Source organism: Pseudohaemophilus paraphrohaemolyticus (genome assembly GCF_003253115.1).
GTDB classification, from domain to species: Bacteria; Pseudomonadota; Gammaproteobacteria; order Enterobacterales; family Pasteurellaceae; genus Haemophilus_A; species Haemophilus_A paraphrohaemolyticus_A.
In genome coordinates, this window is record NZ_QEQF01000007.1 from 1 (window position 1) to 21,147 (window position 21,147).

A 21,147-nucleotide genomic window follows, 5' to 3' on the forward strand; every position below is an offset into this window, starting at 1 on the left:
ATATTCTGGCGACCATAGTGCGGTAGTTCTACCTGACTCCATTCCGAACTCAGAAGTAAAATGCCGTAATGCCGATGGTAGTGTGGGGTTTCCCCATGTGAGAGTAGGGCATCGCCAGATTGAATTTAAAGCGAAAGTGAATAACCCCGTATCGTAAGGTCCGGGGTTTTTTGCTTTTTATCGAGCTAAGGGTAAATTGTTAAAAAATTGGAAAATTTCCCATTAAATAAGCTAGTAAAACCCCACCCAAATAGGTACAATCTTCTAGTTAAACATTATTGATTAGAACATTCTAATTTATCTATGGAGAGCGTATGGCATTCTATTTATCAGATAACCAAGACCCTTGGAGTAAACCAGGTCAAAAGAAGTCTGAACAACAAGATAATGGTTCAGAACAGCAAGAACCCAAACAGCAGAATAATCAACAGCCACCTGATTTAGAAGAAGCATTTTCTAGCTTACTTCGTAAAATAGGGGGCAAGAAAGATCAAAATCGCAATCAGCAACCGGCTTCTTTGGGTAAGTTTATTCCTGCTATTATTGCTTTAGCAGCGGTTATTTGGGGAGCATCTGGTTTCTATACTGTACAAGAAGCAGAACGCGGGGTAGTCACTCGCTTTGGTAAACTGAATCAAATTGTGTTACCAGGTTTGAACTGGAAACCAACTTTTATTGATGAAATGATTCCAGTAAACATTGAACGTGTGATGGAACTTAACACAAGTGGTTCAATGCTTACGCAAGATGAAAATATGGTTCAAGTTGAAATGACCGTGCAGTATCGTGTGGAAGAGCCTGCAAAATATCTGTTTAGTGTAAATAATCCAAATGATAGCTTAAAACAAGCAACCGATAGTGCGTTACGCTATGTTGTTGGCCATATGAAAATGGATGAAATTCTGACAACCGGTCGTGCAACTGTGCGTGAACAAACGTGGAATACTTTGCGTGATATCATCAAAACCTATGATATGGGATTACTCATTACTGATGTAAACTTCCAATATGCTCGTCCACCTGAAGAGGTTAAAGCAGCGTTTGATGATGCGATTAAAGCACAGGAAGATGAGCAACGTTTAATTCGTGAAGCGGAAGCCTATGCTCGTGGTAAAGAACCAATTGCACGTGGTCAAGCACAGCGTATTATTGAGCAAGCAACCGCTTATAAAGAAAAAGTAGTGTTGGAAGCTCAAGGCGAGGTTGAGCGTTTCAGCAAACTATTGCTAGAATATAAATCAGCACCGCAATTAACCCGTGAGCGTTTATACCTGCAAACGATGGAAAAAGTGATGTCGAATACACCGAAAATTGTGATGGAAGGTGGTTCAAATATCAATGTGTTACCATTGGAAAAACTGTTAGGAAATTCGACCGCTTCACAGCCTAAAACGCATGAAATAATTATGGCCGAGCCTGTGATCCAACAACCTGTACAACCTAAAATTGCAGTACAAGAGCAACCACAACCAGAAATTCGTAGAGGGAGATTCTAATGCGTAAATTATTATTACCTGTACTGGCTGTTGTGGCATTTGTTTTATTCCAGTCTATGACTATTGTGCCAGAAGGTGGTCGCGGCATTATGTTGCGTTTCAACAAAGTCCATCGTGATACGGAACAAAAAGTGGTGATTTACACACCAGGCTTGCATTTTAAAGTGCCATTTATGGATAGCTTGAAAGTGCTAGATGCTCGTATTCAAACCTTAGATGGTAAAGAAGATCGTTTTGTTACCGTTGAGAAAAAAGACTTGCTCGTTGATTCTTATGTGAAATGGAGAATTAGTGATTTCGGGCAATTTTATACTTCAACAGGAGGCGATTACCAAAAAGCCTCGGATCTTTTGCGTCGTAAAGTGAATGACCGTTTGCGTTCAGAAATTGGTTCTCGCACTATTAAAGATATTGTTTCTGGTTCGCGTGGTGAATTAATGGCAGGGGCTCAAAAAGCCTTAAATGCTGGCGAAGATGGAGCAGAAAAACTGGGCATCGAAGTGGTAGATGTACGTGTTAAACAGATCAATCTACCAAATGAAGTTTCATCTTCTATCTACCAACGTATGCGTGCAGAACGTGATGCGGTAGCTCGCGAACATCGTTCTCAAGGAGAAGAAAAGGCTGAATTTATCAAGGCTGAGGTGGATAAAAAAGTCGTATTAATTGAAGCAAATGCTAAGAAAACAGCAGAGACTTTACAAGGGGAAGGTGATGCTCAAGCTGCAAGAATTTATGCAAATGCATTGAGTCAAGAACCAGAATTTTATGCATTTGTGCGTAGCTTAAAAGCTTATGAAACCAGCTTTGGCGAAGGTAAAACTAATATGATGATTGTGAAGCCTGAGAGTGATTTTTTACGCTTTATGAAATCGCCTACAAAATAATTGTATCTATAAGACCCGAAAAATCGGGTCTTTTACGTTTTAACTCAAACTCAATTCTTAATAAACTCAACCAAAGAGGCAAATCCTATGGGTAAAAGTGTTGCGATTCTCGGCGCTCAGTGGGGCGATGAAGGGAAAGGTAAAATTGTAGATTTATTAACTGATCGCGTAAAATACGTGGTGCGTTATCAAGGTGGTCACAATGCAGGCCACACTTTAATTATCAATGGTGAAAAGACGATTCTTCGTTTAATTCCAAGCGGCATCCTACACGATAACGTAACTTGCTTAATCGGTAATGGCGTAGTGCTATCGCCTGAAGCGTTAATGAAAGAGATCGGCGAATTAGAAGCGCGTGGCGTAAATGTGCGTGAGCGTTTAAAAATTTCAGAGGCTTGTCCGTTAATTCTGCCATATCACGTAGCAATGGATCATGCACGCGAAAGTGCCTTAGGTAAAAATAAAATTGGTACAACAGGTCGTGGTATTGGTCCTGCTTATGAAGATAAAGTGGCTCGCCGTGGTTTACGTGTGAGTGACTTGTTCGATAAAGAGGCCTTTGCAGAAAAATTAAAATCTATCTTAGATTACTACAACTTCCAACTTGTTCATTATTACAAAGTAGAGCCTGTTGATTTCCAAAAAACGTTAGATGATGTTTTTGCAATTGCAGATGTCATCAAAGGTATGGTTGCTGATGTGACTACAATGCTTCATGATGCACGTAAAGAAGGTGCAAACATCTTATTTGAAGGTGCACAAGGAACAATGTTAGACATTGACCACGGTACTTATCCATTCGTAACCAGCTCAAATACAACGGCTGGTGGTGTGGCAACAGGTTCTGGCTTTGGTCCTCGTCACTTAGACTATGTTTTAGGTATTATTAAAGCTTACTGCACCCGAGTTGGAAGCGGTCCATTTACCACAGAATTGTTTGATGAAACGGGAGCAGAAATTGCTCGTAAAGGTAATGAATTTGGTTCTGTGACAGGCCGCCCACGCCGTTGTGGTTGGTTTGATGCGGTTGCCGTTCGTCGTGCAGTACAAATCAACTCTATTTCTGGCTTCTGTATGACCAAGCTTGATGTTTTAGACGGTTTTGATGAGCTAAAAGTTTGTGTGGCATACAAAATGCCAAATGGTGAAATCGTAGAATATGCACCATTAGCCGCAAAAGACTGGGAAGGTATTGAACCAATTTATGAAACTTTACCAGGTTGGTCAGAAAATACTTTCCGTATAACTAAATTAGAAGATTTACCACAAGCAGCAATTAACTATATCAAACGTATTGAAGAGTTAGTTGGTGTGCCAGTAGATATTCTTTCAACGGGGCCTGATCGTGTTGAAACAATGATCTTACGCGATCCATTTGCGGCGTAATTTCTTATTTAGAGAGTTTAAGCACGGGGAGTTTCCCCGTGTTTTTTATTTTAAGAATTAGCAAAATTCCTTTAAAATATGCCCGCTTGTTAACTATTTAGAATTAAAAAATGAAATTTATTATTAAACTTTTTCCTGAAATTATGATTAAAAGCGATTCGGTGCGTAAACGCTTTATCAAAATTTTAACCTCAAATATTCGTAATGTGTTGCTGCGTGAAACTGAAAATGTGGCAGTCATTCGTAACTGGGACTTCATTGAAGTGCGTGCCAAAGTGGCGGAGGAGGCCCCAATGGTGTTGGATTTACTCAAACGCACGCCAGGGATTCACCATATTTTAGAGGTGGAAGAATACCCGTTTGAGACGATGCACGATATTTTTGAACAGACGTTAGCCCAAGTGCGAGAAGAGCTAGAAGGAAAAACTTTCTGTGTGCGTGTGCGCCGTAAAGGTAAACACGAATTCCGTTCGCTTGATGTAGAACGTTATGTGGGCGGTGGTTTAAATCAGCATATCGAAACGGCAAGTGTGAAACTCACCAAGCCAGATGTAACGGTTCGCATTGATATTGATAATAACAAAATGTTGCTGGTAAAAGCACGCCACGAAGGTTTGGGCGGTTATCCAATCGGCACACAAGAAGATGTGCTTTCACTGATTTCTGGCGGTTTTGACTCGGGCGTTTCCAGCTATATGCTGATTCGTCGAGGTTCTCGTGTACATTATTGCTTCTTTAACTTAGGCGGAGCAGCACACGAAATCGGTGTGAAACAGATGGCGTATCATATTTGGAGTCGTTATAGTACTTCTCACAAAGTCCGTTTTGTGGCGATCAATTTTGAAAATGTGGTCGGAGAGATTTTAGAAAAAGTCGATAACGGGCAAATGGGGGTGGTGCTAAAACGAATGATGGTTCGTGCGGCAAGCAAAATTGCTGAGCGTTTTGATATTCAGGCGATTGTGACAGGGGAAGCTTTGGGGCAAGTTTCAAGCCAAACTCTGACTAATTTGCGTTTGATTGATAAAGCTTCTGATACGCTGGTGCTTCGCCCGCTGATTACACATGATAAAGAGCAGATTATTGCGATGGCAAAAGAGATCGGTACCGATGATATTGCGAAATCTATGCCAGAATTCTGCGGGGTGATTTCTAAAAATCCAACGGTGAAAGCGATTGAAAGCAAAATTGTGGAAGAAGAAGGGCATTTCAACTTTGAAGTGCTAGAGCAAGCGGTACAAAACGCCCAATTCTTGGACATTCGCGAAATAGCCAAACAAACCGAAAAAGAGGTTGTTTCAGTTGAAACCACCACCGAACTTGGCGAAAACGATGTAATTTTAGACATTCGCAGCCCAGAAGAAACCGACGAAGCTCCGTTCAAATTGGAAGGAGTTGAAGTAAAAGAACTGCCGTTCTACAAACTTTCTAGCCAATTCACTGAATTAGATCAGTCGAAAAACTATCTGCTTTACTGCCAACGTGGGGTAATGAGCAAATTACAAGCGTTGTATCTCAAAGAGAATGGATTTAATAACGTCAAAGTCTTTCGTTTAAAATAATCCAGTTGAATTGGGGAATTATTTGCGTGATAATTCCCCATATTTTTAATAGTTGAGTAAATCTCTAGGGATTAGAGAATGTTAAACGAGAAACCTGTTATTTCCAATCAGCATGGTGCTTTAGCTATGGCATTTTTGCCTTATTTCTATGCGGTTATACAAGCAAAAGCATATGATTGGTCGCTCTTTCTATTTGGTATCGCATGGCTTTTCCTTTATCTTTTCTCTTATCCATTCTTCCAACTTTTTAGTAAGAAGCCTACTGCCAAAAATCAACGTTGGGCAGGGATTTATTTTGTGCTCAGCTTAATGTTTGCTTTGCCCGTACTAATTAGTTTTCCTCAGGTTTTGCTCTTTGCGTTGCCATTATTACTGCTGAGTTTGGTGCAATTTTATTTTGCTAAAAAGCGTGATGAGCGCCATTTGCTGAATGATATTGCGGGCATTTTAACTTTTGGTGTCGTTGGCATGGCGACTTATTATTTAGCTGTGCAAGCGGTTGATTTTTCTTTCCTTATTCATCCAACGCTTTTCTTTATTGGCACTACTTTCTATGTCAAAAGTTTAGCTCGTGAACGTAAAAATCCGCTTTATACCGAACTCAGCATCGGTATTCATTTAGTATTGAGCTTGCTTTATCTCTTTTTAGGCAAGGATGCGATTTTTCTTGCTTATTTGTTTGCGTTGGCACGAGCGATTATCGTGCCAACATTAGGCTGGAATGTGAAAAAGGTAGGGATGTTTGAGTTTTTGACGATAGTGATTTTTTTGATTTCACTGGTTTGGTAAATTATCTGATAAATTTGACTGCTTGAATGCTATTTACTCATCAAATATTTACCTTTCTCCAGCTCCGGCACATCTCCCAACAGTACGGCATATTGAATAGTATTTGGGCTAGATTCTAATGCAATTTTTAATGCCATAGTAAGAGGAACAGAAAGTAGCATTCCCACCGTACCAAGTAACCAACCCCAGAAAAGCAATGAAAGCGTGACAACTAAGGTAGAAAGCCCAAGTGTTTTACCCATCATTCGAGGTTCTAAAATATTGCCCACCAACATATTGATTGCAATGACGCTGATCATTACTGCAATACCATCTGAAAAACCGTTGAGCAGCAAAGCTTGAAGGACAATTGGGATGCTAGCCAATACCGAGCCGATATTAGGAATATAGTTTAGCAAGAAAGCTAATACCGCCCAAAGTACGCCATATTGCACACTGAAAACATCTAACACAACGTAAATCGTAACCCCTGTTAAAGCACTCATCAAAGTTTTTACGCCAAGATAGCGAATAATACTTTCCACGACACGGCTCAGGTGTTCCACTTCTTGGTTAAAATTAGATTTACCGCCATTGAATGCCAGCGTGATTTTGTACTTGATGGTTGGAGATTCTAACAACATAAAAACGACCACCAAAAGCAACATAAAGACGTTGGATACCACGTTAGAAAAACTAAGTAACACACGGCTCACCAGTTGCATAACCATACTTGGATCGAAACTCTCTAATGCGGAAATATCTGGGATAGTTAGAGGAATATTCCACTCAGTAATGAACGTTTTGAGCGTTTCTAATCGAATCTGTAAGATTTCTTTATATTGTGGAATGGATGCCGTAAATTCGCGAATGGTGCTGTTGATCATTCCCGCTAAAAAGAGGAAAAGTATCACAATAAAAATCAGCATTAAGGTAATTGCTAGCCCTAATGGGATTTTTCGCTTGGTCATAAAGCGAATAGCGGGCGAGCAAATAATCGAAATAAATAGGGAAAGCAAAAAGGGGATCACAATTTCACCAGCAAGTTTTACGCCTGCCAGAATAATAACTAGCGAGGCGAAGGCGATTAAAAATCGAGTTAAAGGAAATGTTTGCATAGGATGAATAAACGATAATTATCAAAATTATATTGATTGTTCGTAGATACATGGGACAGGGTTTGTCCCTGTCCTAAATTCTATTAGTGGTTCATCGGGAGGGGATAAATTCCTTCTCCTACGAAATATTAGAGTTTCGCTTTGTTAATCAAGAACTGACTCAATAACGGCACGGGGCGACCCGTAGCGCCTTTACTTGCCCCAGATTTCCACGCTGTGCCCGCAATATCTAAATGTGCCCAAGCATATTTTTTAGTGAAGTTTGACAAGAATTGCCCTGCGGTAATTGCCCCACCTAAACGCCCGCCAATATTGGCAAGGTCAGCAAAGTTAGATTTGAGTTGTTCTTGGTATTCTTCACCTAGCGGTAAACGCCATGCCTTATCGTCCGCTTCCTCAGCGGCATTCAGCAGATCGTGAGCAAGATTATTGTGGGTAGACATCAACCCGCTGTTGTGTGCCCCCAATGCAATCATACACGCCCCTGTTAAGGTAGCGACATCGATTACCAATTCAGGATCAAAACGTTCGACATAAGTGAGAGTATCGCATAGAACTAAGCGACCTTCGGCATCGGTATTTAACACTTCGACCGTTAAGCCGTTCATCGTAGTCAGAATATCGCCAGGGCGATAAGCATTGCCATCTGGCATATTTTCACAGCCTGCCAACACGCCAATGACGTTTAGTGGTAAATCCATTTCGGCTAAGGCTTTCATGGTGCCGTAAACGGAAGCTGCACCACCCATATCATATTTCATTTCGTCCATCGATTCGGATGGTTTGATGGAGATACCGCCCGAATCGAAAGTTAAACCTTTGCCGACTAACACAATAGGTTTGGCATCGGGATTTGGATGATTTTTGAATTCAATGACAGACAAATAAGCAGGATTTTCAGAACCATGAGAAACGGCTAAGTAAGCATTCATCCCTAATTCTGCCATCGTTTTTTCATCCACAATCGTTGTGGTAATATTGTTGTAATCTTCGGCTAATTGCGTCGCTAATTTTGCTAAATAGGCAGGGTTGCATACATTTGGCGGGCAATTCGCCACATTTTTTGCAAAACTTATCCCTAAAGTAACCGCTTGTCCGTGCACTAAAGCTCGCTCTGCCTCAGCTAACTCTTTGCGGTTGGCAACGTTAAAAATCACACGACGTAACTCACGCTTGGTTTCAGGTTTAACGCTTTTAAATTCGTTATAGCTGTAAAGTAGCTCTTGGATGGCTTCAATCGCAAAACGGATGTTCCAATAAGTTGAGCGACCTTTCACATGCAGTTCGCTTAAGAACGAAACAGCTTCAGTTGCTCCAGTTTCGTTTAACACCTGAACCGCTTTTTGTGTGAGTTGTTTGTATTGACGTTCGGTAAGCTCACGCTCTTTGCCACAGCCGACTAATAACACGCGATCTGCGGGTACATTCGGTACGTGATGTAATAAGAGCGTTTGCCCCACTTTGCCATCTAAATCACCTTTGCGTAAAATGTTGCTCAAATAGCCTTCGCTCAAGCGATCTAATTCTTCGGCAGATTCGCTGAATCGGCGAGTTTCATACACGCCAACGATCACACAGCCTGTGCGTTGTTTTTCGATACTGCCATTTTTTACATTAAATTCCATAAATGCTCCCGTGATTTTTTTCTGAGAAAGAGGTATCATAGCATCTTTTTCAAGCGGCCAATTTTGCTAGAAAATTTACAAAATAGGCGCAAAAACCGACCGCTTGAACCAAGCCAGAAAATACAGATCATAAACTACCGATTTGCAAAGAAATTGCAAGCATAATTTATAGAGAACCCGATTGTGATTTTAAGCCGATATTTAACCAAAGAGATTTTTAAAAGCCAGATAGCGATTTTGTTTATTCTCTTGTTGATGTTTTTTAGTCAGCAGCTGATTAGCGTGCTCAATTCTGCCGTGAGTGGGAAAGTCCCAACCGATTTAGTGCTCAGTTTATTAGGCTTGGGAATGCCAGCCCTTTCGCAATTTATGTTGCCACTTTCGCTTTTTGTGGCGTTACTGCTTACCCTAGGTCGTTTATATGTGGAAAGTGAAATTACGGTAATGCGTGCTTGTGGTGTGGGGCAAGGCTTGCTGACGCGTGTAGCATTATTTCTCTCTGTTTTTACCACCGCTTTGGCAGCTTACAATGTTTTTTCACTTACCCCTTGGGCAATTGATACGCAAAGCAAAATTTTGGCGGAAGCGAAATCTAACCCACGTTTTTCGGCGCTTTCTGCAGGGCAATTTATGGCCGCAGGCGGTTATGTGTTATTTATTGAGAATATCAATAATGAAGCCAATACTTTGAATGATATTTATGTGTTCCAACCTGATCAACAAAAGAAAAACCGCCCTTCTGTGGTGGTAGCGGATACAGGAGTATTACAAGGTTTGCCAAATGGAGATCAGTTGCTCACTCTAAAAGAGAGTACCCGCTATGAAGGCACAGCAAAAACAGCAGATTTCCGTATTTCTCATTTTGATAATTACACCGCTTATTTGGGCTATCAAGATGTAAACTCCAATGACAAATTGATGCAGCGTGCCGATTTTTCCAGCCTTATGGCAGATAAATCGCCTGAAGCAAAAGCTGAATTACAATGGCGTTTTGCTTTAGTACTTGCCGTGCCGTTGATGGCGTTATTAGCCGTGCCAATGAGTAGCGTCAATCCGCGCCAGGGGCGATTTGCGAAAATTATTCCTGCGGTGTTGCTCTATTTAATCTATTTCTTGCTTCAAAGCTCGCTGAAATCGGCAGGTTCATCTGGCAAATTAGATGCGTCTATTTTTATGCCAGCGGTTTCGATAGTATTTTTAGTGCTTGGCATCGTGATGAATGGCTGGGAAACGCGATGGATGTCTGCGATTCGCTATCGCTTCTCTTTCAAAAAAGCGGGGGCATAATGAAAATTTTTGGAATGAATATTTTAGAACGCTATATTGGTAAAAGCATTTTAGCGATGATTTTTGCCGTGCTGCTTGCCATTAGTGGGCTGATTTTTATCGTGAAATTGGTGGAAGAGTTCAAAGATGTCGGTAAAGGTAGCTACGATGCAGTGATTGCTACCTATTATGCCTTGTTGATGTTGCCGAGTGATATTAAAGAAATTATCCCCGTAGTAGTGTTAATTGGTGGCTTGCTTGGTTTAGGTAACCTTGCTAGTCGCAGTGAATTGGTGGTAATGCAGGCATCGGGTTTCTCTCGTTTCCGTATTGGTTTAGCAGTGATGAAAACAGTTCTGCCACTGATTTTCCTCACCATGTTTTTAAGCGAATGGGGCATTCCACAAACTGAACAATATGCACGAAATATGCGCTCAATTGCCCAAAGTGGTGGCTCAATGCTCGCAACTACGGGCGGATTCTGGGCAAAAGATGGGCAAGATTTTATCTACATTCGCCATATCAGCAATGAGCGCGAATTGAACAATGTGTCGATTTACCACTTTGATAACAAAGCCTTGAAAGCCATTATCCAAGCGGATCGTGCGGTGTATGTCGATAATCAATGGCTGTTACAAAAAGTAGAAAAATCATTGATTAACGAAAACCAAATCCAGCAAAATAAAGAAGCGGATCAAGCATGGCAAACCACCATTACTCCGAGCAAGTTGGGCATTGTATCGCTTAAACCAGAATCGCTGTCTATTTCGGGCTTGTCTGATTATGTGGGCTTTTTGAAAGAAACAGGGCAAGATCCAAAACGCTTTGAAATTGCTTTCTGGCGTAAGGTTTACCAGCCAATTTCAATGGCGGTAATGATGTTATTGGCAATCTCTTTCGTTTTCGGGCCGCTTCGTAGTAGTGCAATGGGAACTAAGCTCTTTATCGGGATCATCGCAGGTTTCGTGTTCTATGTGTCGAACATCACTTTCGGTAATATGACCTTGGTGTTTGCGTGGATTCCAACCTTTATCGGCGCACTGATTCCGAGCTTAATCTGCTTAACCATTGTCTGGTGGTTATTGGCGAAAAAACGGGATTAGCAAAATGAGCAGATTAGAAAGATCATTCCAAACTATCGGCATTGTAGGCAATCCTCGCCACGATAGTGCTTTAGAAACCCATTTGGCGGTCTATAATTGGCTGAAAGATCGCCATTATGATGTATTAGTCGAAGAAAAAATTGCCGAGCAATTGCATCTTGCAGAAGGGCATTCGTTGAAAACAATTGGCGAGAATGCACACATTGTGATTGTTATTGGTGGCGATGGGAATATGCTCGGTATGGCTCGAGCCCTCGCCAAATATAAAGTGCCGTTGATTGGCATCAATCGAGGTAATCTTGGTTTTCTGACCGACATTGCTCCACAAACGGCTTTTGAACAGCTTTATAGCTGCCTTGAAAAAGGCGAGTTTATGATTGAAGAGCGTTTTTTATTAGAAGCCCATATCGAACGAAATGGCAAAATTATTGCCTCAAGCAACGCACTTAATGAAGTAGTTGCCCACCCAAGCCAAGTCGCTCGCATTATTGAATTTGAAGTTTATATTGATGGCAAATTTGCCTTTTCTCAACGTTCTGATGGCTTGATTATTGCTACTCCAACGGGCTCAACCGCTTACTCTCTCTCGGCTGGTGGTCCTATTCTTACTCCAAATATGAATGCGATTGCCCTTGTACCAATGCATCCACATACGCTCTCTTCACGCCCTCTGGTGGTGGATGGCGATAGCCATATCTCACTGCGTTTTTCTCAGCATAATCAACCACATTTAGAAGTGAGTTGTGATGGGCAAACTGTCTTGCCATTTTCCGCAGAAGATCGTGTGATTGTGAGAAAAAGCAAAGATAAATTGCACTTATTGCATCTTAACGATTATAACTATTTTACTGTGCTGGGCTCAAAACTGGGATGGGCGAGTAAATTATTCTAATGTAGTTTTACATAAAGATGATTATTCTTCATAGTGATTATGAAGATTTAACACGCAAATCATTCGAAAAAAGCTACCGCTTGTTGTTAAAAATGAGTAAAATGCATTGTCTTTTTAAAACGAAAACGTTTGCGTAAGTAAATTTTTATTAAAGTTGAATTTTTGTTGAGTTTATCGAGTTACAGGAGGCTTGAATGTTTACAGCTAATATGAATATCAAAGATTACGATCCAATTTTATGGCAAGCAATCCAAGATGAAAATCGTCGTCAAGAAGAACACATTGAATTGATCGCATCAGAAAACTATGCAAGCCCACGTGTAATGGAAGCTCAAGGCTCTCAATTCACGAACAAATACGCAGAAGGTTACCCTGGCAAACGTTACTACGGTGGTTGTGAATATGCGGATATCGTGGAGCAATTAGCGATTGACCGTGCGAAAGAGTTATTCGGTGCAGATTATGCCAACGTGCAACCGCACTCTGGTTCACAAGCGAACGCAGCCGTTTACGGTGCATTGATCAACGCAGGCGATACTATTTTAGGTATGGACTTAGCCCACGGTGGTCACTTAACGCACGGTGCGAAAGTGAGCTTCTCAGGCAAAATTTACGATTCAGTGCTTTATGGCATTACTGCAGATGGCTTGATCGATTACGAAGATGTTCGTCAAAAAGCATTAGAATGCAAACCAAAAATGATTGTGGCAGGCTTCTCTGCTTACTCACAAGTAGTTGATTGGGCGAAAATGCGTAAAATCGCAGACGAGGTGGGTGCATATTTATTCGTTGATATGGCGCACGTTGCAGGTTTAATCGCAGCAGGTTTATATCCAAATCCATTACCACACGCACACGTTGTAACAACCACAACCCACAAAACATTAGGCGGCCCACGTGGTGGTTTAATTCTTTCTTCTTGTGGTGATGAAGAGATCTACAAAAAATTACAATCATCAGTATTCCCAGCGAACCAAGGTGGGCCATTAGTTCACATCATTGCAGCAAAAGCAGTATGCTTTAAAGAAGCATTAGAGCCGGAATACAAAGAGTATCAAGCTAACGTAATCAAAAATGCGAAAGCAATGGTGGAAGTATTCAAACAACGTGGCTATGATGTGGTATCAAACGGCACAGAAAACCACTTATTCCTTGTAAGTTTCATCAAACAAGGTTTAACAGGTAAAGCAGCAGATGCGGCATTAGGTAAAGCGAACATCACTGTTAATAAAAACGCAGTACCAAACGATCCACAAAAACCATTTATAACTTCAGGTATCAGAGTTGGCACACCATCTGTTACCCGTCGTGGTTTTAACCAAAACGATGTGCGTGAATTAGCAGGCTGGATGTGTGATGTGTTAGACGCATTAGGCAAAGAAAACGAAGAGCAAGTGATTACTGAAACGAAAGAAAAAGTATTAGCAATTTGTAAACGTTTACCGGTTTATGCGAAATAATTTGAACGTATAGAATGAAGCCCCAATCATCAATTTATATGACGGTTGGGGCTTTTTAATATAAGAGATTATTTCTTCTCTTTCGTCTCACAATGGCTGATATCTTGGCAGTTGCCGTAAAGATATAAACTATGCGTAGCGAGTTTCATACCGTGTTTTTCACTGATTTCGCGTTGGCGGCGCTCAATATCAGGATCTTTAAATTCAAACACTTTACCGCAATCCATACAGATAATATGGTCGTGATCTTGTTCAATATTTAGCTCAAACACCGCTTTATTGGCATCAAAATTGTGACGAACCAAAATACCCGCTTCTTCGAATTGATTTAATACTCGATAAACCGTTGCTAAACCAATATCAGACTCTTTTTCAAGCAGTAGCTTATAAATATCTTCTGCTGAGAAATGCTGCATCTGTTCACGAGTTTCCTGCATTAACGCAAGAATAGTTAAGCGTGGTTCAGTTACTTTTAAACCAACACTTTTGAGTAATTTAATATTTTCATCAGACATCACTGTCACCTTTTGTCCTCATCAATGTTATTTTTTATATTCAACTATTAGGCTAATTGGTCTAAGCACATCTCTTCGGTAAGCTGTTTACACCAAGCTTTCACACGGCCTTCGGTTAATTCAGGCTGTCTATCTTCATCAATGCATAAACCTACAAAAGTTTCATCATCAATGACCGCTTGTGAGCTTTCGAAGTTATAGCCTTCTGTTGGCCAATGACCTACAATAACTGCACCATTTTCTTCTACGATATCGCGAATTGTGCCCATTGCGTCACAGAAATATTCTGCGTAATCTTCTTGGTCACCACAACCGAAAATACCAATAACTTTGCCAGTAAAATCAATCTCTTTTAAGGTTGGCATAAAATCATCCCAGTCTGCTTGAGATTCGCCGTAATACCAAGTTGGGATACCGAATAACAAGAAATCATAGGCTTCAATATCTTCTTTCGTGCTTTTTGCGATATCACGAATATCGATTAAATCTGCACCAATCTCTTTTTGAATCATTTTAGAGATGTTTTCTGTATTACCAGTATCGCTACCGTAGAATAAACCTACTACTGCCATATTAATTACCTACCTGTTATCGTTATCGGCAAGATTACCGACATAATCATTTAAAATATATTCAATCAATTGTCCGCGAGTGATATTGCGTTGGCTCGCTTCATCTTCAAGTCGTTGCACTAAATCAGAATGCAATTTTAACTCGACGCGTCTTAACCCCGATGAGCGGTCTCGTTTGAGTTGATTGCGTTTGTTTATACGAATTTGCTGTTCTCGACTTAAAGGGTTCGTGCGTGGTCGCCCAACTTTTGGCACGCTTGCGAACAAATCAAGGGTGATACAATCTGCGTCCTGTTTTGCCATAATGTTCCAGCCGTGGGCTTGAGCTTCGTTTCCTCGCTTAGCTTTGCTAAGTGAGAATGATAAGCTACTGAGTAAGGCGGTACTATACCATATTATTCGGGTATTTTAAAAGAATAAGCCACAAAATCTGATGCTTATCTCGCCAATTGTTATGTGGTTTCTGATTGGCAAATTTTTAACGTTTCTTCAATCAATTGCAACGCAATCGTGCCTTCGGGCGGAAGTTCAGGTAAAGGCTTATCAGCATCAAACCATCTGGCATCGCAAATTTCTTCCTCTTGCAAACGAATTTCTCCGCTTTCATAATCGGCTAAAAAACCTAACATTAACGAATTGGGGAATGACCACGGTTGACTACCAAAATAGCGAATATTTTTGATTTTTAGACCGCTTTCCTCAAACACCTCACGTTCAACCGCTTGTTCGGCTGTTTCGCCCGCTTCGATAAAACCTGCTAATGTGGTGTAAATTGAGCCCTTATGACGTTGGTGGTTTGCCAATAAAATCTGTTTGCCACGACGCATAGCTACAATAATACTTGGACTTAAAACAGGATAGAAATGCTGGTTACAACTTGGGCAAATCATTGCAATTTCTTTCTCTGACAGCACATTTTTTGTACCGCATTTTCCACAAAATTGATGTGTTTCAAGGAAATGATTTAACGCCACCGCACGGTGCATCGTCAATGCTTCTTCCAAAGAGCGAGCAATTTGTGTGCGTAAAAACACAAACGTCCAACGGCTTAAGTCTGATTCTGTCGCCTGCACTAAATTCAACGGAAAACCTTTATATTCGCCAATTTTTACGCTTTTTCGACCGCTTGTACCGATCTCTTCCGCCGTACCAAAGGGTAATTCATTGTTAATGAGAGCAATATCAAAATGGTTTATGATTGCCCAGTATGATTGGTTCATTTTAAGTCCTTATTTAAAAGCTCCTCTCTTTGCTAAAGAGGGAGGATTTATTCAACTTCAATTGCTCAAACAACCTCATTTTTTCTTCCCCCGTTAAAATCTTATATTTTCCCGTTTCTAATCTATTTAATTTAAATTCTCCTAATCCTACACGAATTAAGCGTAATGTGGGAAAGCCTACGTGAGCGGTCATTCGGCGGACTTGGCGGTTTTTGCCTTCGCTGATTTTTAGCTCTAGCCACGCGGTTGGGATATTTTTTCGTTCGCGGATTTTCGGGGCAGTTGCCCACTCAAAATTTGGTGCATTAATTAGCTTGGCTTTTGCGGGTTTGGTTCTCCCATCTTTTAGTTCAACACCTTGTTGCAATTGGTAAATTGCATCCTTGGTTGGAATATTGTCCACTTGCACCCAATAAGTTTTTTCTTTCTCAAATTTCGGATGAGCTAAACGGTGTTGAATTTCGCCGTGATTTGTGAGCAGAAGTAAACCTTCACTATCGCGATCTAGGCGACCAATGGGGTAAACGTTCGGAATATCAATAAAATCCTTTAATGTTTTTCGTCCTTGTTCATCGGTAAATTGGCAAAGCACATCATAAGGTTTATTGAAAAGCATCACGACGGTTTCATCAAAACTTGGTGGGGGAACAAGCGGTCGTTTTTTGACTTTTGTTTGTAAAGTGGGGTTGCGGTTAAATAGCTTTCTTTTAAACATCATTTAGCCCACTTATCTGGATCTTGCTGACGCTCAAATTCAGCATCAAACACGCTGTCATCTTTTGTGCAGTAAGCAGTCTGATTTGCCGTGAAATTGACGAATTGGAAGCGTTTTTTCAACATATTCAAGCCCCATAATTTAATCAGTTTACGCGTAAACGGTAGAATGCATAAAATCGCTAACATATCGCTAATAAAGCCAGGCATAATGAGCAAAATACCTGCAATAATAAAGAGCACGGAGTTGATAACCGCATCAGTTGGGAGTTTGCCCTGAGTTAAGTCTTGGCGGATTGAAAGCATTGTGTATAGCCCACGTAGTTTCACTAGCCAAACGCCGAGCACAGAAATCGCGATTAACAAGAAAAGAGTAGGGAAAACGCCGAGTCCAGCACTCACGCTGACTAAAAGTGAGAGCTCGCAATAGATATAAAAAATCAAAGCAAAAAAGATGATAAGTAATGGCATGGGTTTCCTTATTTTTGCGTGAAGGTGGAAAATAGTGTATTTTAATCGCCTTATATTATTTAGTCGATATGAAAAGGTTTAAGATGACAGAATTAACCGCAGATCAAACCTTAGATACACTAGGTTTGCGTTGCCCAGAACCAGTAATGCTTACACGCAAAACTGTACGTCATATGAACGAGGGCGAAATTTTACACATTATTGCAGATGACCCCGCTACCACGCGTGATATTCCGAGTTTCTGCGAATTTATGGAGCATCAGCTGCTGAAAAGCGAAACTGAAACCGCTCCTTACCATTACTGGTTGAAAAAAGGCTTAGCAAAATAAGGCTTAATTATGTATTTTTCTCGCGAAAAATTAACCAAAACGTTGGTGTTTATTTCCACGCTCGCCTTTTGTGTAGCAACGATTGGCATGATTTTAAACGGCATAAATCAATTTAAAGTGGGATCTCAATTGGCGAGCATTAGCCAAGTTTCTAACCTTGCTCACGTATTAGTGCGACAGCAAGCGAACTTGTTTTCGTTAATGTTGATGAAAAACACCAAAACTGATGAACTGGTTGAGGCGCTGGATAGCTTCTCGAAAGAAGAGTTTGTGTTAGATGCGAATCTCTATTCTGCCACGGGTGAATTACTTGCTCAGAGTCAGCATTCAATGGCATTAAAAGAGCGAATTGAGCAAAAAAATACCCAACAAATTGTGGAACCGATTTTTGCCAAACAAGCGTTAGTTGGCTTTTTACGGGTAACTTTTGATGCTCAATATGAAGATAGCACACAGGTTAAAGTAAACAAATTATTTCAACAACTCTATGGTGAGCTAATTATTTTGGTACTGACTGGCGTTCTGTTTTCCTCCACGATTTTTCACTACTTACGCCGAAAAATCCCACACGTGAGAATAGTCCGTAAGACGGAGACAACGAACTTAAAATCGCAAGTGCAGCGCTTTCATTCAAGAAGGCGGAATTTTAGGAAATAATTGTATTTTAAGCCTATCAGGGTATAATATGCACCGTTTTATTTAAATTAAGCACATTCAAAAAAGAGGAAGCAATGGCTAAAGAAGATTGCATTGAAATGCAAGGTACAATTTTAGAAACCCTACCAAATACAATGTTTCGCGTGGAATTAGAAAACGGCCACGTTGTGACAGCACACATCTCAGGTAAAATGCGTAAAAACTACATCCGTATTTTAACTGGCGATAAAGTTACCGTTGAAATGACCCCATACGATTTAAGCAAAGCACGCATTATCTTCCGTGCACGCTAAGCACAAACTCGTGTATTAACCTGTTTTGAACGGGCGAGCAAGCGGTGAATTTCCAGAAAAAATTTGCAAATCGCTCGCCCATTCCTTCATTATCTCTTTAAAAATTCCTGCTATGAAACCGATTTTTCTCGAACTTCGTCATTTAAAAACTTTATTTGCCTTAAAAGAGAGTGGTAGTGTTTCCTTAGCAGCGAAGCGAATTCATCTTACTCAATCAGCGCTTTCACACCAAATTAAACTGCTTGAAGATCAATATGATCTTACGCTATTTGAACGTAAAACCACTCCTTTGCGTTTTACTCCTGCGGGTGAGCGTTTAGTGAAACTGGCACACGAAATTTTACCGAAAGTAGTCGAGGTGGAATTAGATTTAGCTCGCGTAAAACAGGGCGAAGTAGGGGAATTACGCATTTCTGTAGAATGCCATACCTGTTTTGACTGGCTAATGCCCGCGATGGATTCTTTCCGTCAAAACTGGCCGCTGGTTGAGTTGGATATTGTATCGGGGTTCCATACCGATACCGTTGGATTATTGCTGACACATCGTTCTGACTGGGCGGTAGTTTCTGAAGCAGAGGAAACTGAAGGGATTATTTATCATCCGCTCTTTTCCTATGAAATGGTCGGCATCTGTGCTAAAGATCACCCGCTTGCTAACAAAGAGGTTTGGGAAGCCGAAGATTTTGCGGATGAAACTTGGATTACTTACCCTGTGCCAGATGATATGTTGGACTTATTGCGAAAAGTGCTTCGCCCCGCTGGGATTGTGCCAAAACGCCGTACCAGCGAATTGACGATTGCGATTATTCAGCTCGTTGCGAGTAAGCGCGGTATTGCGACCCTTCCATATTGGGCGGTAAAACCGTATTTAGATCGCGGTTATGTAGTTTCACGCAAAATCACTCAACAAGGGCTTTACAGCAACTTATATGGTGCATTCCGTGAAACCGACCAACATTTTGCCTATCTCAACGATTTCCACAACACGGTAAAATCGCAAAGTTTTGCGACTTTACCGGGTTTGATTGTGTTGAATTGTTAACAAGCGGTCAAAATTTCTCGGACTCTTTCCAAATCCTCAAGCGTATCCACACCCACTTGCGGTGCTTCTTTTGCAAGTTCTACGTGAATTTTTTCACCATACCATAACGCTCGAAGTTGCTCTAATGATTCCAATTTTTCTAGCACCGTAGGTTGCCAGCGGATATATTGGTTCACAAATTTTGCTCGATAAGCATAGATGCCAATATGACGCAGATATGACTGGCTTGCGACAAAAGCGTCATTACAATCTGCGAAATGATCACGAGCAAATGGAATGGCGGCACGTGAGAAATAAAGTGCCATTCCTTTTTGATCGGTTACAACTTTTACGCAGTTTGGATTAAATAACTCTTCTTTGGTCTCTAATTTCACTGCAAGAGTTGCCATATTGACTTGGTTTTCTGCTAGGTTTTGAGCAACTTGTTGAATAATTACAGGCGGAATAAGAGGTTCATCACCTTGCACATTTACAATGATTTCATCGTCAGTAATCGCCATTTTTTCAATCACTTCTGCCAAGCGTTCAGTGCCTGAATTATGCTTAGTTGATGTCATACAGACTTCTGCACCAAATGTTTTTGCCACTTGTTCGATCTCTTCGTGATCGGTTGCAATAATGACACGATTTGCACCCGCTTGTTGGGCTTTTTCCCACACGTGTTGGATCATTGGTTTGCCAGCAATGTCTGCTAGTGGCTTGCGAGGTAAGCGACTAGAGGCATAGCGGGCAGGAATAATCACGGTAAAGCTCATTTTTATCCTTCTTGAGCATCTAAGAAACGTTCTGCATCCAGGGCAGCCATACAGCCTGTACCTGCGGAAGTAATTGCTTGGCGGTAATTATGATCCATTACATCACCGGCTGCAAAAACCCCTTCCACAGAAGTTGCAGTTGCGTTGCCTTCTAAGCCTGATTTCACTTTAATATAGCCATTATCAAGTTCTAATTGTCCTTCAAAAATTCCCGTATTGGGTGCGTGGCCAATTGCCACAAAGAAGCCATCAACTTTAATCTCTTTGGTTGAACCATCTTTAGTTGATACTAATTGCATACCTGTTACACCTGCGTTATCGCCTAATACTTCTTGCACAGTGCGATCGGTATGTAGAATAATTTTGCCTTCTTCCACACGTTTTTCTAAACGACTGAGCAAGATTTTCTCAGCACGGAAGCTATCACGGCGATGAACTAAATGCACTTCGCTAGCGATATTGGCTAAATATAGTGCCTCTTCCACTGCGGTATTACCGCCACCAATCACCGCCACAGGTTTGTTGCGATAGAAGAAACCATCACAAGTTGCACAAGCAGAAACGCCTCTGCCTTTGAAATCCTCTTCTGAAGGTAAGCCAAGATATTTGGCTGACGCACCTGTTGCAATAATTAACGCATCACAAGTAAAAGTATGAATGTCACCTTTCAGAGTAAATGGACGTTTAGAAAGATCAACGGTGTGAATGTGGTCAAACACGATTTCGGTGTTGAATTTTTCCGCGTGCTTGAGCATTTTATCCATTAAACCAGTGCCTGTGGTGTGTTCATATTCGCCTGGCCAGTTTTCGATTTCATCAGTAGTGGTCAGTTGTCCGCCTTGTTGCATCCCTGTCACTAACAAGGGGTTTAAATTTGCACGTGCGGCATAAACTGCTGCGGTATAGCCCGCAGGGCCTGAGCCTAAGATCAATAATTTGGTATGTTTGGTTGTCATTTTTTGTCCTTAAAATCTGTTTGATTTCTTGGGCTAATGTAATTAGCCTCTACAGATAAA

General features: G+C 41.0%; 23 protein-coding genes and 1 rRNA gene. 14 read left to right on the plus strand and 10 right to left on the minus strand.

Annotated elements, in window-relative coordinates:
• Positions 1 to 4 precede the first annotated feature (4 nt).
• The 6 genes from rrf to DPV92_RS07130 all read left to right on the plus strand — a co-directional run bounded on the left by rrf (position 5) and on the right by DPV92_RS07130 (position 6,120).
• Positions 5 to 120: ribosomal RNA gene (gene rrf, locus DPV92_RS07105) — 5S ribosomal RNA — on the plus strand.
• 194 nt (positions 121 to 314) lie between these two features.
• A complete protein-coding gene (hflK, locus tag DPV92_RS07110) occupies positions 315 to 1,496 on the plus strand; it encodes an FtsH protease activity modulator HflK (RefSeq protein ID WP_111354274.1) in 1,182 nt (393 codons plus the stop codon).
• The gene (hflC, locus tag DPV92_RS07115) at positions 1,496 to 2,383 is read left to right on the plus strand and encodes a protease modulator HflC (protein ID WP_111354275.1); all 888 of its coding nucleotides are present in this window, start codon (positions 1,496 to 1,498) and stop codon (positions 2,381 to 2,383) included. Before hflK ends, hflC begins: the two co-directional genes overlap by 1 nt.
• Positions 2,384 to 2,470: 87 nt before the next feature.
• Positions 2,471 to 3,769 carry an adenylosuccinate synthase gene (gene purA / locus DPV92_RS07120; protein WP_111354276.1) on the plus strand — a complete coding sequence of 433 codons (1,299 nt, stop codon included), beginning with the start codon at positions 2,471 to 2,473 and terminating at the stop codon, positions 3,767 to 3,769.
• Between the two features lie 110 nt (positions 3,770 to 3,879).
• Positions 3,880 to 5,331, plus strand: coding sequence for a tRNA uracil 4-sulfurtransferase ThiI (gene thiI, locus DPV92_RS07125; RefSeq protein ID WP_111354277.1), 1,452 nt, complete (start codon positions 3,880 to 3,882; stop codon positions 5,329 to 5,331).
• 78 nt (positions 5,332 to 5,409) lie between these two features.
• A complete protein-coding gene (locus tag DPV92_RS07130) occupies positions 5,410 to 6,120 on the plus strand; it encodes a YwiC-like family protein (protein WP_111354278.1) in 711 nt (236 codons plus the stop codon).
• 29 nt (positions 6,121 to 6,149) lie between these two features.
• Here DPV92_RS07130 and DPV92_RS07135 read toward each other — a convergent pair whose 3' ends face one another.
• Both DPV92_RS07135 and pepA read right to left on the minus strand, forming a co-directional pair.
• Positions 6,150 to 7,217 carry an AI-2E family transporter gene (locus DPV92_RS07135; protein WP_111354279.1) on the minus strand — a complete coding sequence of 356 codons (1,068 nt, stop codon included), beginning with the start codon at positions 7,215 to 7,217 and terminating at the stop codon, positions 6,150 to 6,152.
• A 128-nt stretch (positions 7,218 to 7,345) separates the two neighbouring features.
• The gene (pepA, locus tag DPV92_RS07140; protein WP_111354280.1) at positions 7,346 to 8,842 is read right to left on the minus strand and encodes a leucyl aminopeptidase; all 1,497 of its coding nucleotides are present in this window, start codon (positions 8,840 to 8,842) and stop codon (positions 7,346 to 7,348) included.
• 183 nt (positions 8,843 to 9,025) lie between these two features.
• Here pepA and lptF point away from each other — a divergent pair, with 183 nt between their 5' ends.
• The 4 genes from lptF to glyA all read left to right on the plus strand — a co-directional run bounded on the left by lptF (position 9,026) and on the right by glyA (position 13,563).
• Complete coding sequence (lptF, locus tag DPV92_RS07145; RefSeq protein WP_111354281.1) at positions 9,026 to 10,129, plus strand: LPS export ABC transporter permease LptF; 1,104 nt, start codon at positions 9,026 to 9,028, stop codon at positions 10,127 to 10,129.
• Positions 10,129 to 11,211 (plus strand): LPS export ABC transporter permease LptG, encoded by a 1,083-nt coding sequence (lptG, locus tag DPV92_RS07150; RefSeq protein WP_111354282.1) that lies wholly within the window; start codon positions 10,129 to 10,131, stop codon positions 11,209 to 11,211. Before lptF ends, lptG begins: the two co-directional genes overlap by 1 nt.
• Before the next feature lie 4 nt (positions 11,212 to 11,215).
• A complete protein-coding gene (locus DPV92_RS07155; RefSeq protein ID WP_111354283.1) occupies positions 11,216 to 12,103 on the plus strand; it encodes an NAD(+) kinase in 888 nt (295 codons plus the stop codon).
• A gap of 194 nt (positions 12,104 to 12,297) precedes the next feature.
• Positions 12,298 to 13,563, plus strand: coding sequence for a serine hydroxymethyltransferase (gene glyA, locus DPV92_RS07160; protein ID WP_111354284.1), 1,266 nt, complete (start codon positions 12,298 to 12,300; stop codon positions 13,561 to 13,563).
• A 68-nt stretch (positions 13,564 to 13,631) separates the two neighbouring features.
• Here glyA and fur read toward each other — a convergent pair whose 3' ends face one another.
• From fur to DPV92_RS07190, 6 genes are all read right to left on the minus strand, one after another.
• A complete protein-coding gene (gene fur, locus DPV92_RS07165; RefSeq protein WP_005706201.1) occupies positions 13,632 to 14,078 on the minus strand; it encodes a ferric iron uptake transcriptional regulator in 447 nt (148 codons plus the stop codon).
• 47 nt (positions 14,079 to 14,125) lie between these two features.
• Entirely contained in the window at positions 14,126 to 14,650 is a 525-nt protein-coding gene (fldA, locus tag DPV92_RS07170) for a flavodoxin FldA (RefSeq protein ID WP_111354285.1), read from the minus strand.
• A 9-nt stretch (positions 14,651 to 14,659) separates the two neighbouring features.
• Positions 14,660 to 14,953 (minus strand): LexA regulated protein, encoded by a 294-nt coding sequence (ybfE, locus tag DPV92_RS07175; protein ID WP_111354286.1) that lies wholly within the window; start codon positions 14,951 to 14,953, stop codon positions 14,660 to 14,662.
• Between the two features lie 149 nt (positions 14,954 to 15,102).
• Complete coding sequence (nudC, locus tag DPV92_RS07180; RefSeq protein ID WP_111354287.1) at positions 15,103 to 15,870, minus strand: NAD(+) diphosphatase; 768 nt, start codon at positions 15,868 to 15,870, stop codon at positions 15,103 to 15,105.
• A gap of 13 nt (positions 15,871 to 15,883) precedes the next feature.
• Entirely contained in the window at positions 15,884 to 16,588 is a 705-nt protein-coding gene (locus DPV92_RS07185; protein WP_111354288.1) for a pseudouridine synthase, read from the minus strand.
• Positions 16,585 to 17,055, minus strand: coding sequence for an FxsA family protein (locus DPV92_RS07190; RefSeq protein WP_111354289.1), 471 nt, complete (start codon positions 17,053 to 17,055; stop codon positions 16,585 to 16,587). Before DPV92_RS07190 ends, DPV92_RS07185 begins: the two co-directional genes overlap by 4 nt.
• A gap of 83 nt (positions 17,056 to 17,138) precedes the next feature.
• Between DPV92_RS07190 and tusA the strand changes: the two genes are divergently transcribed.
• From tusA to DPV92_RS07210, 4 genes are all read left to right on the plus strand, one after another.
• Positions 17,139 to 17,384, plus strand: a complete 246-nt coding sequence (tusA, locus tag DPV92_RS07195; RefSeq protein ID WP_040217875.1) for a sulfurtransferase TusA — start codon at positions 17,139 to 17,141, stop codon at positions 17,382 to 17,384.
• 9 nt (positions 17,385 to 17,393) lie between these two features.
• A complete protein-coding gene (locus DPV92_RS07200; RefSeq protein ID WP_111354290.1) occupies positions 17,394 to 18,041 on the plus strand; it encodes a YtjB family periplasmic protein in 648 nt (215 codons plus the stop codon).
• A 74-nt stretch (positions 18,042 to 18,115) separates the two neighbouring features.
• Entirely contained in the window at positions 18,116 to 18,334 is a 219-nt protein-coding gene (gene infA, locus DPV92_RS07205) for a translation initiation factor IF-1 (RefSeq protein WP_005598198.1), read from the plus strand.
• Between the two features lie 112 nt (positions 18,335 to 18,446).
• Positions 18,447 to 19,376: a LysR family transcriptional regulator gene (locus tag DPV92_RS07210; RefSeq protein WP_111354373.1), complete on the plus strand. Its 930-nt coding sequence runs from the start codon at positions 18,447 to 18,449 to the stop codon at positions 19,374 to 19,376.
• Here the strand turns inward: DPV92_RS07210 and kdsB are convergent.
• Both kdsB and trxB read right to left on the minus strand, forming a co-directional pair.
• Complete coding sequence (gene kdsB / locus DPV92_RS07215) at positions 19,373 to 20,131, minus strand: 3-deoxy-manno-octulosonate cytidylyltransferase (protein ID WP_111354291.1); 759 nt, start codon at positions 20,129 to 20,131, stop codon at positions 19,373 to 19,375. The two genes, DPV92_RS07210 and kdsB, sit on opposite strands and share 4 nt — an antisense overlap.
• Positions 20,132 to 20,133: 2 nt before the next feature.
• The gene (gene trxB / locus DPV92_RS07220; RefSeq protein WP_111354292.1) at positions 20,134 to 21,087 is read right to left on the minus strand and encodes a thioredoxin-disulfide reductase; all 954 of its coding nucleotides are present in this window, start codon (positions 21,085 to 21,087) and stop codon (positions 20,134 to 20,136) included.
• Between the last annotated feature and the right edge of the window lie 60 nt (positions 21,088 to 21,147).